Source organism: Micromonospora sp. NPDC093243 (genome assembly GCF_044753725.1).
Taxonomy (GTDB): Bacteria; Actinomycetota; Actinomycetes; order Mycobacteriales; family Micromonosporaceae; genus Micromonospora.
The window spans coordinates 191,042-205,019 of record NZ_JBIVNT010000002.1; the positions used below are offsets into that span (position 1 = coordinate 191,042).

The 13,978-nt window shown below is 73.0% G+C and carries 14 protein-coding genes; 7 read left to right on the top strand and 7 right to left on the bottom strand.

The genetic code is table 11. The annotated features are described in order from the left end of the window. The first annotated feature begins 20 nt into the window (after positions 1–20). Positions 21–647 carry a phosphatase PAP2 family protein gene (locus ACIP9D_RS05620; protein ID WP_350868475.1) on the top strand — a complete coding sequence of 209 codons (627 nt, stop codon included), beginning with the start codon at positions 21–23 and terminating at the stop codon, positions 645–647. Positions 648–753: 106 nt separating this feature from the next. Here the strand turns inward: ACIP9D_RS05620 and ACIP9D_RS05625 are convergent, their stop codons facing one another. The 3 genes from ACIP9D_RS05625 to ACIP9D_RS05635 form a co-directional block, all read right to left on the bottom strand. After that, a complete protein-coding gene (locus tag ACIP9D_RS05625) occupies positions 754–1,968 on the bottom strand; it encodes a hypothetical protein (protein ID WP_350868474.1) in 1,215 nt (404 codons plus the stop codon). 53 nt (positions 1,969–2,021) lie between these two features. After that, positions 2,022–3,686, bottom strand: a complete 1,665-nt coding sequence (locus ACIP9D_RS05630) for a GTPase (RefSeq protein ID WP_350868823.1) — start codon at positions 3,684–3,686, stop codon at positions 2,022–2,024. 129 nt (positions 3,687–3,815) lie between these two features. Beyond that, on the bottom strand, positions 3,816–5,630 hold the full coding sequence (locus tag ACIP9D_RS05635) for an ABC transporter (protein WP_350868473.1): 1,815 nt from the start codon (positions 5,628–5,630) through the stop codon (positions 3,816–3,818). Between the two features lie 222 nt (positions 5,631–5,852). Between ACIP9D_RS05635 and dnaK the strand changes: the two genes are divergently transcribed. The 5 genes from dnaK to ACIP9D_RS05660 all read left to right on the top strand — a co-directional run bounded on the left by dnaK (position 5,853) and on the right by ACIP9D_RS05660 (position 10,586). Beyond that, complete coding sequence (dnaK, locus tag ACIP9D_RS05640) at positions 5,853–7,715, top strand: molecular chaperone DnaK (protein ID WP_350868472.1); 1,863 nt, start codon at positions 5,853–5,855, stop codon at positions 7,713–7,715. Positions 7,716–7,762: 47 nt separating this feature from the next. Next, the gene (grpE, locus tag ACIP9D_RS05645) at positions 7,763–8,518 is read left to right on the top strand and encodes a nucleotide exchange factor GrpE (RefSeq protein WP_350868471.1); all 756 of its coding nucleotides are present in this window, start codon (positions 7,763–7,765) and stop codon (positions 8,516–8,518) included. A gap of 85 nt (positions 8,519–8,603) precedes the next feature. Further along, entirely contained in the window at positions 8,604–9,791 is a 1,188-nt protein-coding gene (dnaJ, locus tag ACIP9D_RS05650; protein WP_350868470.1) for a molecular chaperone DnaJ, read from the top strand. 28 nt (positions 9,792–9,819) lie between these two features. Continuing rightward, the gene (locus tag ACIP9D_RS05655; RefSeq protein WP_350868468.1) at positions 9,820–10,263 is read left to right on the top strand and encodes a heat shock protein transcriptional repressor HspR; all 444 of its coding nucleotides are present in this window, start codon (positions 9,820–9,822) and stop codon (positions 10,261–10,263) included. A 131-nt stretch (positions 10,264–10,394) separates the two neighbouring features. Then, positions 10,395–10,586, top strand: coding sequence for a hypothetical protein (locus ACIP9D_RS05660; protein WP_350868466.1), 192 nt, complete (start codon positions 10,395–10,397; stop codon positions 10,584–10,586). 185 nt (positions 10,587–10,771) lie between these two features. On the opposite strand, the gene ACIP9D_RS05665 is transcribed toward ACIP9D_RS05660, so the two are convergent. From ACIP9D_RS05665 to ACIP9D_RS05680, 4 genes are all read right to left on the bottom strand, one after another. Next, positions 10,772–11,203 (bottom strand): hypothetical protein, encoded by a 432-nt coding sequence (locus ACIP9D_RS05665; protein WP_350868464.1) that lies wholly within the window; start codon positions 11,201–11,203, stop codon positions 10,772–10,774. Positions 11,204–11,383: 180 nt separating this feature from the next. Continuing rightward, entirely contained in the window at positions 11,384–12,589 is a 1,206-nt protein-coding gene (locus ACIP9D_RS05670) for a cation:proton antiporter (protein ID WP_350868462.1), read from the bottom strand. A 5-nt stretch (positions 12,590–12,594) separates the two neighbouring features. Further along, entirely contained in the window at positions 12,595–13,095 is a 501-nt protein-coding gene (locus ACIP9D_RS05675) for a TrkA C-terminal domain-containing protein (protein ID WP_350868460.1), read from the bottom strand. A gap of 80 nt (positions 13,096–13,175) precedes the next feature. Further along, entirely contained in the window at positions 13,176–13,394 is a 219-nt protein-coding gene (locus ACIP9D_RS05680; RefSeq protein ID WP_350868458.1) for a winged helix-turn-helix domain-containing protein, read from the bottom strand. 240 nt (positions 13,395–13,634) lie between these two features. On the opposite strand from ACIP9D_RS05680, the gene ACIP9D_RS05685 reads away from it, so the two are divergent. After that, positions 13,635–13,898 carry a hypothetical protein gene (locus ACIP9D_RS05685; RefSeq protein ID WP_350868456.1) on the top strand — a complete coding sequence of 88 codons (264 nt, stop codon included), beginning with the start codon at positions 13,635–13,637 and terminating at the stop codon, positions 13,896–13,898. Positions 13,899–13,978: the final 80 nt, after the last annotated feature.

The window sequence follows — 13,978 nt, forward strand, 5'->3', positions numbered from 1 at the left end:
GCGGGAGCGGAGGAGACGGCGTGGGCGGCGGTGCGGAACCCCGTCCGGGCACCGTCGCCCGGCCCGGTCCGACGTTGCGCCTGGCGCGGCTGGTCACCGAGCTGACCGCGCCCGCGGTGCTGGTCTCGGTGCTGATGCTCACCATCGGCTGGCACAGCGCCCGGGGCGGTGCCCACGGGCTCGCCTGGGGGCTGCTGGCCACCGTCTTCGTCAGCGGCATCCCGTTCGCGTACATCCTCGGCGGGGTGCGGCGGGGCCGGTTCACCGATCACCATGTGGGGCTGCGCGAGCAGCGCAGGGTGCCGTTGCTCTTCGGGCTCTGCTCGGTCGCCGCCGGGCTGGCCCTGCTCGCGGCGCTCGGTGCCCCGCGTCCGGTGCTGGCGCTCGCCGCGGCCGGCGTGGTCGGCCTGGTGGTCGCGGTGACCGTGAGCCACTGGTGGAAGATGTCCATCCACTCGGCGGTCGCCGCCGGCACCGTGGTCGTCCTGGTGCTCACCTTCGGGGCCCGGCTGCTGGTCACCGCCCCACTGTTGGCCGTCGTCGGCTGGTCCCGGGTCCGGCTGGGCGACCACACCACCACCCAGGTGGTCGCCGGTGGCCTGGTCGGCGGGCTGGTCGCCGGCGTGGTCTTCGCCGCGCTCCGCTGACCGGCCCTCCGCCCCTTCCCGCCGATCATGAGGTCCGCGGCGATGTCGATCCCCTTCCTCGCCGCAGACCTCATGATCAGTCCGATCGAATGGGTAGGGGTGGGGGTCAGTCGTCGGCCAGTCGGTGCCGGTTGGCCTCGATCCAGGCGTCCAGCGCGGCCGGGTCGTCCGGGTCCACCCCGTCGGCCATCAGCTGCGCCACCGCCGCCGTCGCCGGGCTGCGCCGTTCGCCGGTGCTGTAGAGCCGGGCGAACTCCGGCACCATCTCCTCGATCGCCGTGTCGGTCTGCTCCGCCGCCGACTCGGGCAGGCCGCGCCGGTGGGCCGCGTAGCCGGCCCAGGCCCGCAGCACCCGGGGCAGCATCGCGGCGTCGTCCATGTCCAGCACCGCCCGCCGGTGCACCCAGTCGAGCAGGAACAGCCCGGCGACCGCCGGGCTCCAGCGCAGCGGGTCGGCATCCGGGAAGGTCGCCGCGTGGTCGAGCAGCAGGCTGAGGCAGAAGTGCAGCGAGGCCAGCTCGGGGCCGTCGACGGTGTCCAGCCCGGCGCGGGCCGCCTCCGGCGAGGCGAGGAAGCGCCGGACCAGCTCGGTCCGGTCGTCGGCGGAGAGCTGTTCGGGCTCCCGGGGCGCCGGCAACGACGCGGCGGGCAGCAGCGCCAGCCGGGCGCCGACCAGCGCCCGGTCGGTGGCGAGCGACCCCTCGCCGGGCAGCTCGCCGAGGTCGTCCGTGATCAGCAGGTGCCGGGCCACCTCGCTGCGCATCCGGGCCGGGTCCTCCTCCCGGAACCAGGTCAGGTCGTCGCTGGCGCACATCTGCCGGACCTGCTCCAGGATCCGCTCGGCGGGGCCGCCGACGAAGACGTCCTTGGTGATGCCGATGTTGTGGTCGACCAGGGCCACCAGCGCGTGCTCCGGGCCGCCGACCGCGTCGTCGTAGGCGAAGGTGGCCAGGTAGGAGGTCTGGTCGCCGTAGACGTCGCCGTACGCCCAGCTGCCGGTGAGGTGTACCCGGCCGAGCTGACCGGACCACGCCGGTGCCTGGCTGCCCGGGCGGACCCGGCCGGCGCCCTCGGCGTCCGGCACCAGGGTGGCGAAGACCGAGCGGATGGTGGTGGCCGCGGCCGTACGCCGGCGCGCGGTGGCGACGAGGAAACCGGCGACGAACTCCCGGACGGCAGCGCTGCGGTCGGTCTCGGCGATCGCGTAGACGCTGCCGAGCAGCGCGGCGCCGAGCATCTCGGCGTCCAGGGCGCAGTCGAGCTTGGTCACGTCGCGTGCGGCGTGCAGCACCGCGTCGTAGGGGGTCTGAGGCGTGGCCATGCTCCGACCCTACGCCCGGCGGGCGCTCCGGCGAGCGGTAGCGATCGGCCGGATCAGCGGCGGGCGGCGTCCTTCAGCGCGTCCCGGGCCTCGGCGTAGGAGGCGAGCACGACCCGGACGGGGGTGAGGACGTACTCGTCGCCCACGGTCGCCACCGCGGCGGTCAGCCGCCGCTCGGCCCGGCGCCGCGCCCGCCGCGCCGCCCAGCGGACGACCGGCCGGGTCAGCGCGGAGATCAGCAGCCCGGCGAGCAGGCCGCCGAGCAGCAGCACGGTGGGCAGCGGGACCTCACCCACGGCCGGGTTGTCCAGCTTCGGCAGGCCGAGCGCGCGCAGCGCGTAGCCGAGCACCAGCCAGCCCAACCCGACCAGCGCGGCCAGGGTGACCAGCCACTGCAGCGCGCCGACCACCCGCCACCAGACCGGCCGGTGTCCCATCCCGAGATCGGTGCCGGCGACCGCGCGGTCCAGCTCGTCCGGCAGGTCGCCGAGGCGCGACCGCGCCGCCGTGGTCACCGCCGCCGGCCAGTCCGCCGGCAGCTCGGCCGCGGCCCGGTCGGCCACCGCCCGGATGGCCAGCCCGAGCGCGGAGCGCTGGGCGGCGGTGGGGTCCGGTACCGAGGTCGCGGCGACCAGGCTCTCCGCCGGGTCGGCGGTCTCGCCGCCCGGCCCGGGCAGGTGCAGCCGGCGCAGCGGGTCGGGGCGCAGCCTCCGCCAGCCGCGGACCAGCGGCCAGCCGGTGCTGGCGACCGCCCGGTGCCGGTACGCCCGCTGCACCGCGTCGGTCACCGCCGGCACGCCGGCCGCCCCGGCCAGCGCCCGGGTGAGCCCGTCGACCGTGGCGTCGTCCGGGCCGCCCGCCGGTCGGGCGGAGCCCACCAGCTCGTCCAGCTCGCTCACCACCGTGTCGACGTCACCGGCGAGCCGGCGCAGCGCCGCCTGCCGCTCGGCCACCGTCCGCTCCAGCGCCGCGCGCAGGTCGCCGATCCCGGCCGGGTCGATCGCGGTGGTCGCCAGCAGCGGGACGCCGTCCAGCCCGTCCGCGTCGAGCAGCCGGCGCAGGTCCGCCAGGACCCGGGGCAGCTCGGCCGGGGGCAGCCGGTCGGCCTGGTTGAGTACGACCAGGGTGACGTCCCGGTGCCGGTGAAACTCGCGCAGGTAGCTGCTGTGGATCACCCGGTCGGCGTACTTCTGCGGGTCGACCACCCAGATCACCTGGTCGACCAGGCCGAGCAACCGGTCCACCTCCGTCCGGTGGGACCGCTGCACCGAGTCGAAGTCGGGCAGGTCGAGCAGGACCAGGCCGTGCAGCGCCGACTCGTCGTCGCCGTCCAGGGCGCTCTCCCGCACGAACCGGTGCCGGGGCAGCACGCCGACCCAGTCGAGCAGCCGGACCGCGCCCTCCTGCTGGCCCCAGACGCAGGCGTGCGTCACCCCGGTGGTCGGCCGGCGCACCCCGACCGGGGAGAGCTCCAGCCGGGCCAGCGCGTTGAACAGGCTGGACTTGCCGCTGCCGGTGGCGCCGGCCAGCGCGACCACGGTGTGGTCCCGGGAGAGCGCCAGCCGGGTGCCGGCCCGCTCGACCAGGGTGTGCGCCGGGACGAGTTGAGAATCGGGCAGGTGCCCGTCCGCCGCGCCGAGGAAGCGACGGACCGCGTCCAGGCGGGCGAGCAGCGCGTCCGGGTCGACCCGCTGGTCACCCCGGAAGGCCTCACGCATCCGACCGACGACGTTGCTCACCGGGCGGGCCTTTCGTTCGCGACTGCGGGGCTCGCAAGCTCACTCCTCGCGCTCACCGGGCGGGCCTTTCGTTCGCGACTGCGGGGCTCGCAAGCTCACTCCTCGCGCTCACCGGTCACCCTCCCCGGTGGTGAGGCCGCTGCGGTGCCGGGCGATCTCCACCCGGGTCGCGGCGCGTCGCAGGGCGTCGGCGGTCTCCGGGCCGGGCCGGGCCGCCTCCGTCCGGGCGAGGTAGCGGGCGGCCTCCTCGTCCAGCAGCGTCCGCACCCGGTCGAGCAGGTCGATGCGGGCCTTGCTGGCGAGCGTACGAACCGCCTGGTCGCCGAAGATCGCCTGAAGCACGGCCTGCGCGGCCACCGTGGTGCCGGCTCCGGTGGCCACCTCGAGCCCGGTCGGGATGAACGCGGTCGAGGCGAACACCGCGATCATCACCGCCAGCCCGGTGGCGTTCACCGCGTACGCGGCGGTGCGGGCCACGAACCGCTTGTCGCCGCCCTCCGCGCGGACCAGGTCCAGCACCGCGCGCTGCCACTCCCGGACCAGCCGCTCGGCCCGCTCGGGCAGGTCGTCGCTCGGATGGGCGAGCCCGGGTTCGAGCAGCGCCGCGCCGGCCGGGTGCGCCTTCCACCCGGTGTACGCGTTCTCGGCGGCCTCGGCGGCGACCCCGCGCAGCAGCGTCACCAGCTGGGACTCGATCGCGGTACGCAGCTCGGCGGCGGGCGCCGGTCGCCCGGTCACCGCGGCGATCAACCGGTCGCGCAGCCGCCCGATCCGGGCTTCGAGAGTGCGGAAGAACTCGCCGGTGCCGACGAACTCCTGCCAACGGGCGAGCACCTCCCCGCGGAGCAGGCGGCCGTCGGTCAGCCCCTGCTCCACCGTGCGGTGCGCGCCCCGGTAGGCGGCCTGGACCCGCTCGTCGAGCGCGTCGGCCGTGGCGACCTGCTCGTCGGCGGCGTCCGCGAGCCCTTCGATGGCGGGGTGCACCGCGGCCAGCGCCCCGTCCAGGGTCTGGCGCACCACGGCGGCCCGGGCGTCCGCGTCGGCGGCCAGCCGGGCGAACCAGTCGGCGAGCGGGGCGGTGACCCGCCCCGGCAGCAGCCCCTGGCCGTCGACCCAGGTCTCCGGGAGCACGAAGAGCGGCGCCTGACCGAGACCCTGCTCGGCGAGCATCTCGGAGAGGTGGGCGGCGATCTCGTCGCTCGCCTCTGCCGGCACCCGGTCGAGCACCATGGCGATCACGGCGCCTCGCGACCGGGCGCTGCGCAGCAGCTCCCAGGGGACGGCGTCGGCGTAGCGGGCGGCGGTGGTGACGAAGAGCCAGAGGTCCGCGGCGGCGAGCAGTTGACCGGCGAGTGCCCGGTTGGCGTCGACGACCGAGTCGATGTCCGGCGCGTCGAGGAAGGCGAGGCCGGGCGGGAGCGCGGGGGCGGTGACGAGCTGGAGGGTGCCGGGATCCTCGCTCGGCTCGTTGGTGCGGGTGAGGCCGGGCAGCAGCTCGCCCTGACGGAACCAGGACGAGTCGGCCGGGCTGCACACCAGCACCGGCGAGCGGGTGGTCGGGCGGAGCACGCCGGCCGCGCTCACCCGGGCCTGGACCAGGCTGTTGACCAGGGTCGACTTGCCGGCGCCGGTGGAGCCGCCGACCACCACCAGCAGGGGGGCGTCGAGCCGGGTGAGCCGGGGCAGCAGGTAGTCGTCGAGCTGGTCGGTGAGCCCGGCGGCGGTGCGCCGGGCCGGCTCGGCCGAGGGCAGGCTCAGCGGGAAACTGGTCGCCCCGATCGCGGCCCGCAGGCCCTCCAGGGCGGCGGGGAGGGTGTCGTCCCCGGTGGTGGCGGGCGGGTCCTCCGCGTCTTCCGGCGGGCCGGTGCGGGCTGCGACGGCGGGCGCGCCGGAGTGGGTGGCGGGATCGCCGTGCGTCGTCACCGCTAAAGCGTGCCCGACCGATGCAAGGGAAGACAACCGATCGGTAGCAAACGAAGGTTGCGTCGGGTTCACTCAACCCCGACTTGACGATCTGCGGACGCGTGGCACTATTGAGTCCGGTTCACTCAACTTGCGGTGGGGCCCGCTGCGGCGGCGCCCACCGAGCAGCTCAGCGGGCGGTGCCCGTCACCTGCTCAACCTTTACGAAGCGAGGAAGCGAAGATGGCACGTGCGGTCGGTATCGACCTCGGCACGACGAACTCCTGCGTCAGCGTTCTCGAGGGCGGTGAGCCCACCGTCATCGCCAACGCTGAGGGCTCGCGGACGACCCCGTCGATCGTCGCGTTCGCCCGCAACGGTGAGGTGCTCGTCGGTGAGGTCGCGAAGCGCCAGGCGGTGACCAACCCGGACCGGACGATCCGGTCGGTCAAGCGGGAAATCGGCACCAACTGGTCGGTGGACATCGACGGCAAGAAGTACACCCCCCAGGAGATCTCGGCCCGCACGCTGATGAAGCTCAAGCGGGACGCCGAGGCGTACCTGGGTGAGCAGATCACCGACGCGGTGATCACGGTTCCGGCCTACTTCAACGACGGCCAGCGCCAGGCCACCAAGGAGGCCGGTGAGATCGCCGGCTTCAACGTGCTGCGGATCGTCAACGAGCCGACCGCGGCCGCGCTGGCGTACGGGCTGGACAAGGGCTCCAAGGAGCAGACCGTCCTGGTCTTCGACCTCGGCGGTGGCACCTTCGACGTCTCCCTGCTGGAGCTGGCCGAGGGCGTCATCGAGGTCAAGTCGACCAGCGGTGACAACCACCTCGGTGGTGACGACTGGGACCAGCGGATCATCGACCACCTGGTGAAGACCTTCCGTGGCGAGCACGGCATCGATCTGGGCCAGGACAAGATGGCCCTGCAGCGGCTGCGCGAGGCCGCCGAGAAGGCCAAGATCGAGCTGTCCGCGGCCACCACCACCAACATCAACCTGCCGTACATCACGGCGGGCTCCGCCGGCCCGCTGCACCTCGACGTGACGCTGAGCCGCGCCGAGTTCCAGCGGATGACGCAGGACCTGCTGGACCGCTGCAAGGGCCCGTTCGAGCAGGCCGTGAAGGACGCCGGGATCAAGGTCTCCGACGTCGACCACGTGATCCTGGTCGGCGGCTCGACCCGGATGCCGGCCGTCACCGACCTGGTCAAGCAGCTGACCGGCCGTGACCCGAACAAGGGCGTCAACCCGGACGAGGTAGTCGCCGTCGGCGCCGCGCTCCAGGCCGGTGTGCTCAAGGGCGAGGTCAAGGACGTCCTGCTGCTCGACGTGACCCCGCTGAGCCTGGGCATCGAGACCAAGGGCGGCATCTTCACCAAGCTGATCGAGCGCAACACCACCATCCCGACCAAGCGCTCCGAGGTCTTCACCACGGCGGACGACAACCAGCCGTCGGTGCTGATCCAGGTCTTCCAGGGTGAGCGGGAGATCGCGTCCTACAACAAGAAGCTCGGCACCTTCGAGCTGACCGGCCTCCCGCCGGCGCCGCGCGGCGTGCCGCAGATCGAGGTCACCTTCGACATCGACGCCAACGGCATCGTCAACGTGCACGCCAAGGACCTTGGCACCGGCAAGGAGCAGAAGATGACGATCACCGGCGGCTCCTCGCTGCCGAAGGACGACATCGAGCGGATGCGCCGGGACGCCGAGGAGCACGCGGACGAGGACAAGCGCCGTCGCGACGAGGCCGAGACCCGCAACGTGGCCGAGGCGCTGCAGTGGCAGACCGAGAAGTTCCTCGCGGAGAGCGGCGACAAGCTGCCCGCGGAGAACCGCGACCAGCTCAACGAGGCGCTCGGCGAGCTGCGTAGCGCCCTCGGCGGCCAGGACATCGAGAAGATCAAGTCGGCGCACGAGCGGCTGGCGCAGGTGTCCCAGCAGGCCGGTTCGCTGCTCTACTCCCAGCAGGGTGAGCAGGGCCAGCAGCCGGGCGGCGAGGCCGGCCCGGGTGCCGCCGGGGCGACCGGTCCGCAGGCGGCCGGTGGCGCCGACGACGTGGTCGACGCGGAGATCGTGGACGAGGACGGCAAGAAGTGACCGTCGGCCTCCGACACGTGTCCACGGTAAAGGGATGAGGTAGCCGCATGACGGAGAAGCCACGAGCCGCCGACCGGGGCAAGACCGGGTCGACGCCGGGTGGCTCCGCGCCCGCCGAGCCGGCCACCGGTGACGCGCCGCGGGTCGTCATCCGCAACAACCGCAAGATCAGCCAGCCCGCCGAGCCGGAGGGTACGGCCGCCGACGCCGCCACCGACGTCTCGGCTGAAGGGTTGGTCGAGGACGCCGAGGTCGTGGTCGACGAGATCGAGGTCGAGACCGGCACGATCGACGGCGCGACCGCCGGCGGCCCGCCGGTGGTGGACGCGCCGGCCGAGCCGGTCGACGCCGCGACCAGCACCAGTCTCGGCGCCGAGCTGGAGGCGCTCCGCGCCGACCTCGACGAGCGGACTCGGGACCTGCAGCGGGTGTCGGCGGAGTACGCCAACTACCGCAAGCGGGTGGACCGGGACCGGGGCGTGGTCACCGAGCAGGCGACCGGGGCGGTGCTCGCCGCGCTGCTGCCGATCCTGGACGACCTGGACCGGGCCCGGGAACACGGTGACCTGGTCGGGCCGTTCGGAACGGTGGCGGAGCAGCTCACCACGGCGCTCGGCAAGTTCGGGTTGACCCCGTTCGGGGAGCAGGGCGACCCGTTCGACCCGACGCTGCACGAGGCGGTGGCGCACCAGACCTCCGCCGACGTGACCGAGCCGACCTGCGTGCAGGTGATGCGGCGGGGCTACCAGCTGGGTGAGCGTCTGCTGCGGCCGGCTCTGGTCGCGGTCGCGGAACCGGAATAGTGCGAAGCAGTGACCGGGTCGCCCCGTCCGCCGTACGACGGCGGGCGGGGCGACCGGGCCACCACGGTCGGAAGGGGGTGGACCGGTGAGTTCCAAGGACTGGATCGAGAAGGACTTCTACGCCGTGCTCGGCGTGGACAAGGCCGCCTCCGCGGACGAGATCAAGAAGGCGTACCGCAAGGTGGCCCGGGAATCGCATCCGGACCACAATCCGGGCGACCCGAAGGCCGAGGAGCGGTTCAAGGCCGCGTCCGAGGCGAACAACGTGCTCTCCGACCCCGGCCGACGCCGGGAGTACGACGAGATGCGCTCCCTCTTCGGTTCCGGAGCGTTCCGGCGTAACGCCCGGGGTGCGGGCGAGCCCGGGGGCATGCCGTTCGACGTCTCCGACCTGTTCGGCGGCGCGACGGCCGGCGGCGGAGGCGACCGCCGCTTCGGCGGCGCCGGCTTCTCCGACCTGTTCAGCTCGATCTTCTCGGGCGGGCAGGCCGGCTCGACCGCCCCGCGCGGCCCGGCCCGCGGGCGGGACGTGGAGACCGAGGTGGCGCTGGACTTCGGCGACGCCGTGCGCGGCGTGACCCTGCCGTTGACCCTGCGCGCCCCCGGCGTCTGCGACACCTGCCACGGCAACGGCGCCAAGCCCGGTACCCAGCCGCGCACCTGCCCGGTCTGCCACGGCGCCGGTGTGACGACCCGCAACCAGGGTTCGTTCAGCTTTTCCGAGCCGTGCCGCAACTGCCAGGGCGTGGGCACCGTGGTCGAGGAGAAGTGCCCCGAGTGCCACGGCACCGGCGGGGTGACGAAGACCCGCACGCTGAACGTCCGCTTCCCTGCCGGGGTGGCTGACGGCCAGCGGATCCGGTTGGCCGGGCGAGGCGAGCCGGGCGAGCGCGGTGGGCCGGCCGGCGACCTGTTCGTACACGTCAAGGTCCGGCCGGACGAGCTCTTCGGGCGCAGCGGCGACGACCTGACGTTGACCGTGCCGATCACCTTCGCGGAGGCCGTGCTCGGTACCGACCTGCGGGTGCCCACGCTCGACGGCGCGGTGACCCTGCGGGTCCCGCCGGGTACCCCGAGCGGCCGGGTCCTGCGGGCGCGGGGCAAGGGTGTGGCCCGCCGGGACGGGCAGGCCGGCGACCTGCTGGTGACACTGGACGTGGTTGTGCCGGCACGGGTGTCGGACGAGGCGCGCGCGGCGCTGGAGGAGTTCGCCGAGCAGACGGCGCCGGCGGCGCGGGAACATCTCGACGCGCGGGTGCGTCGAGTCGGTTGACGCGGTCAGTGACGCGGAGGTGAGCGGGATGTCGGATGGGTTCGCTGGTTCGGCGGGTGACCCGGCCTACGAGGCCAAGGTGCTGATGATCTCGGTCGCGGCGCGGATGGCGGGAATGCACCCGCAGACCCTGCGCCAGTACGACCGACTCGGCCTGGTGCAGGCCGGCCGGGCGGCCGGCGGCGGTCGCCGCTACAGCGTCCGGGACGTGGTGCTGCTGCGCGAGGTGCAGCGGCTCAGCCAGGACGACGGGATCAACCTGGCCGGGGTCAAGCGGATCATCGGGCTGGAACGCCTGGTCGAGCAGGCGCAGCAGCGGGTGGCCCGGCTGGAGGCGGAGCTGGACGCCGCGTACCACCGGATCGCCGAACTGGAGTCGCTGGCCCGCTTCCCGGGCCGCGACCTGGTGCCGACCAACCGCACCTCCACCGCGTTGGTGGTCTGGCGGCCCCGCCGCGGCCCCGAACGCTGACCCGACACTCACCTCCGGGACCTGAACGGCCCGGTCCGCTCGCTGGTTTTCCGGCGCGGGCCGGGCCGTTCCCGTTAGTGTGCAAATGAGGTCCTTTCCGCGCAAAGCAGTCCCACTGGCATGGGGGAGCGATGACGGATGCGGCGAAGCAGGTGGCCCAGCAGGCCGACGATCGGCTCGACAAGATTGCCGAGACGATCCGGGAGCGGTTCGAAGAAATCACCAGAGGACGCTTCACCGACGTGGTGAAGGAGGGGCGCTTCGCCGACCGGCCGGACCACGGGGCCGACCGGGAGCCGGCGGAGAGCCGACCGGGAGGGTAGGGCGGGCCGGGCCGAGAACCGGACGCCGACGTGCGGGCCGGGACCCACGGGGGGTCCCGGCCCGTTCGCCTTCTTGCATGCGGGCCGGGACGCAGTGACGCCCGGGCGGAGGTCCCGGCCCGTTCGCCTCCTTGCATGCACGCATGCACACGGGCCGGGACGCGGTGACGCCGAGGCGGGGTGGGTCAGCCGATCCGGCGGTTCTCCCGGACCAGGCCGCCCTCGCACCAGTCCCGGTAGACGAAGAGATCCTGCCGGGCCAGCAGCACCCGGCTGTTGTGCGCCCAGGTCCGCATCATCTCGTCGCCGGTCTTCTCGGCCTGCTCGACGAGCTTGCGGAAGCGGCGCTTGGGGTGGGCACGGAAGTTCGTCCGGATGCCGTCGGCCGCGTAGATGTAGAGGCAGTGCAGGGCGAATCGGCGGGCCGGGCAGCTCGGGTCCATGGCCAGGTCGAAGAGGGTCAGCACCAGCCGGTCGCCGGAGACCAGCAGGTCCCAGTCGGGTGGCATCGACGCCAACGGCACCGAATCGGGTTGGTAGGCCCACGCGCGCAACTCCGCCGGCGATGGATCGACGGGGTTGGCAAAGCCGTGGAACGTCGACTCCTGCACGCTCACCGGCCAACCTTCCACTCTGCCCGCAGTGGTACCAGCCGCCTGCGGACCTTGGGCTGCTGGGGCGACACGCTAATCGCAACCGGACAGCGGCGGTAGCCCCTCAGGGGAGCAATTCAGCAACCGTTGGCCTAGCCGGGTCGACCGTACGGCCGACCCGGCTCGTGATGGTAGCGACGGGCGTCAGTCCCCCACCGGCACCGGCTCCCGCCGTTGCACGGCGGCACGGCGGCGCAGCCAGCGCTTGAACCACGGGAAGTCGGGCAGCCTGGCCAGCATCGGCCCGGTCACGACCGTGATCAGGACGTACGCCGTGGCGAGCGCGGCCAACCGCGGCTCGACGCTGCCGGCCGCCACCGCGAGCCCCGCGATGACGATGGAGAACTCGCCTCGGGGGACCAGCGCGAGCCCGGCCCGCCACCGACCGGGTTCGGCGATGCCGACCCGCCGGGCGGCCAGATAGCCGGTCAGCGTCTTCGTCGCCATGGTGACCACCGCCAGCGCGAGCGCCGGCAGCAGCACCGGCGGGATGTCGCGTGGGTCGGTGACCAGCCCGAAGAAGACGAAGAACACCGCGGCGAAGAGGTCGCGCAGCGGGCTCAGCAGCTCGGTGGCGTGGTGCGCCACCGGGCCGGAGAGCGCGATGCCGACCAGGAACGCGCCGACCGCCGCCGACACCTGGAGCTTCGCCGCGACGCCGGCGATCAGCAGGGTCAGACCGAGTACGCCGAGCAGCAGCGCCTCCGGATCCTTCGCGGACAGGGCGGCGGAGATCAGGTGGCCGTAGCGAATGGCGACCAGCAGCACCAGCAGCACCGTGCCCACCGCGACGGCGAGCGCGATGCCACCGCCGAGCAGCCCGCTGCCGGCCAGCACCGCGGTGACCAGTGGCAGGTAGAAGGCCATGGCCAGGTCCTCGATCACCAGGACCGAGAGGATCACCGGAGTCTCCCGGTTACCGAGCCGGCCCAGGTCGGCGAGGACCTTGGCGATCACTCCGGAGGAGGAGACCCAGGTGATGCCGCCGAGCACCAGGGCGGCCACCCAGTCCCAGCCCATCAGCAGGGCGAACGCCGCGCCAGGCAACGCGTTGAACAGACCGTCGATCAGGCCGGCCGGGGCCGCCGAGCGGAGGTTGCCGACCAGTTCGTTGGCCGAGTACTCCAAGCCGAGCATGACCAGTAGCAGGATCACGCCGATCTCGGCGCCGACGGCGAAGAACTCCTCGCTGGCGGCCAGCGGGAGCAGCCCGCCGTGCCCGAACGCGAGCCCGGCGAGCAGATAGAGCGGGATGGGTGAGAGACCGACCCGGCGGCTGAGCCGGCCGAGGACACCGAGCAGCAGCAGCAGCGCGCCGACTTCGACGAGCAGCGTGGTGGATTCGTGCATCCGCCTCAGCCGTCCGGGTCACTGTCGGCGAGGATGGCGGACACGCCGTCGAGACCCCTGCGGGTCCCGACCACGACCACCACGTCGCCGGCCGCGAAGCGGAAGGTGGGAAGCGGCGAGACGATGACCTCGCCGTCGCGCAGCACCGCCACGATGGAGGCGCTGGTGCGGGTACGCGCCTTGGTGTCACCCAGCTTCCGGTTGACGTACCGCGATCCCGCCGGGATGGCGATCTGCTCGGTGAGCAGACCGGCGGCCTGCTCGCGCAGCCCGGAGAGCTGACCGAGCATCAGCGACGCGCCGAGGATGTCGGCCAGCGCCTCCGCCTCGTCGTCAGTCAGCGGGATGTCAGCCTGGCAGGAGTCGGGATCGTCGGGATCGTAGAGGACAAGATCCCGGCGGCCGTTGCGGTGGGAGACCACGCCCAGGCGGCGTCCGGACTCCGTCACCAGATCGTGGCGTACCCCGATCCCCGGTAAGGCAACCTGCTCGACACGTACTCGCACCAGCCAAGGCTACCGCTTGCTGAACCAGGGGTAGATCTTGGTCGAACTCGGCCCCTCCAGGGGCCTCTCGGCACCGGAATCTAGGCCTTCTCCGCAACGAACACGCCGACGCCTTCCAGCGTCTCGGTCAGCCCGGTTGCTCGGAGAATCATCATGGCCTTGCCGACCACCGTGTCCGAGACGCCGTACTCCTTGCAGAGCTGTGACCGGCTCGGCAATTTCGTGCCGGGCGGCCACTCGCCTGATTCGATCTTGGCCCGCAACTCGTCTGCGAGAACCTGGTACTGCTGCTTGGGCATGCACACTCCCCGGATGGCACGCCCATTCGATCACGCGACCACCTCCGACCTCAAGCAATCGGAGCTTGGTCGTTGACCTACAACCGCCACCAATTGTAGGTTCGGGACGAACGCTTCCGGATGGCACTGGGGCGCTCAACAGGCCGGGGCGAACTTCCCCCGTGGTTCGTCCCGGCCCTGCTTCTTCCACCGCACCGCGAGGAGAGGACCACGACTCATGCCTGACCTGGGGCGGCGGCGATGAGCGGGCGCTACGTCATCCATCTACCGGTCGCCGCGCCGGACCTGGCCCGCGCCAAGATGCTGGGCCGGACCGCCGGCCGGTCGCTGGCCTTCCTCGCCCGGATCGACCTCGGCGGGATCACCGTCTCCACCGAGGACAACCAGGGGGTACGGCACTGGGTCTTCTGCGATCGGCGGCTCGACGGTGGCCGCCGTTGTGTGCTGCGGGCCGACCACGAGACCCCCTGCACCGCCCGCCTGCCCCGGCGGACCAGGGGCTGACGGTCACGGGAGCTGCTACCTGAATGATCGACTCGGCTTCCGGGAAGTCGGGGCATCCGAACTGCTCGGACACCCCGACT